Source organism: Mycobacterium sp. E796 (assembly GCF_001672815.1).
Lineage (GTDB): Bacteria > Actinomycetota > Actinomycetes > Mycobacteriales > Mycobacteriaceae > Mycobacterium.
Map to the genome: position 1 here is coordinate 1 of NZ_LZKK01000205.1, position 1,122 is coordinate 1,122.

A 1,122-nucleotide genomic window follows, 5' to 3' on the forward strand; every position below is an offset into this window, starting at 1 on the left:
ACGGATTCCAGCGCCCGGGCCTGCTGCTCTTCGGTCTGATCCCGCTGGCGTTGCTTGCCGTCTATGTCGTGGTGCAGGCCCGGCGCCGGCAGCGGCTGCGCCGCTTCACCGAGGCCGAGGTGCCCCAGTCGTGGTGGCGACACGTTCCCGTCGCGGTTGCGCTGCTGTCGCTGTTCCTGTTGACCGTCGCCCTGGCCACGCCTACGCATGACATGCGCATCCCGCGCAACCGCGCCTGCGTCGTGCTGATCATCGACATGTCGAACTCGATGCGCGCGACCGACGTCGAACCCAACCGGCTCAAGGCGGCCGAGCAGGCGGCCAGCCAGTTCGCCAGCCAGCTGACGCCGGGCATCAACCTGGGACTGGTCGGATTCGCGGGCACGCCCTACCTGCTGGTGCCGCCGACCCCGCAGCACGAGGCGACCCTCGAGGCGCTGAAGAAGCTCGAGTTCGCCGACGGGACGGCGACCGGTGAGGCGATCTTCACCGCGCTGCACGCGGTCGGCGCCGCGGCCATCACCGGCGGGGACACGCCGCCGCCGGCGCGGATCGTGCTGGAATCCGACGGGGCCGAAAACGTGCCGCTGGACCCCAACGCGCCGCAGGGCGCGTTCACCGCGGCGCGGGCCGCCAAGGCCGAGGAGGTGCAGATCTCGACGATCTCCTTCGGCACGCCCTACGGCACCGTCGAGTACGAGGGCGCCACCATCCCGGTCCCCGTCGACGACCAGACGCTGCAGGAGATCACCAAGATCACCGACGGCCAGGCGTTCCACGCCGACAGCCTGGAATCGCTGGAGAGCGTCTATTCGACCCTGCAGCGCCAGATCGGCTATCAGACCGTCAAGGGCGACGCCAGCCTGGCCTGGATGCTGCTCGGCGCGGTGCTGCTGGCCGGCGCCGTCCTGGCCGGAGAGTTCCTGAACCGGCGGCTGCCCGCCTAAGCGGTCAGACGGCAGCGTCAGATCGGCAGGCGCCGGTTGATCAGCAGGCCCAGCGCCGCCGCGATCAGCGCGACGACGACGCCCAGGCGCAGCCAGCCGGCGCTGCCGGGGCCGGGCACCGTGCGGAACCCGATGTCGTTCTCGATGGCGTTGTAGCTCTTGTTCAGCTCGGCCA

General features: G+C 70.6%; 1 protein-coding gene. It reads left to right on the forward strand.

Annotated features, from left to right (window positions below):
* Positions 1-947: VWA domain-containing protein (locus A5706_RS15245; protein ID WP_369831874.1), on the forward strand; the 947-nt coding region annotated here is incomplete at its 5' end.
* Positions 948-1,122: the final 175 nt, after the last annotated feature.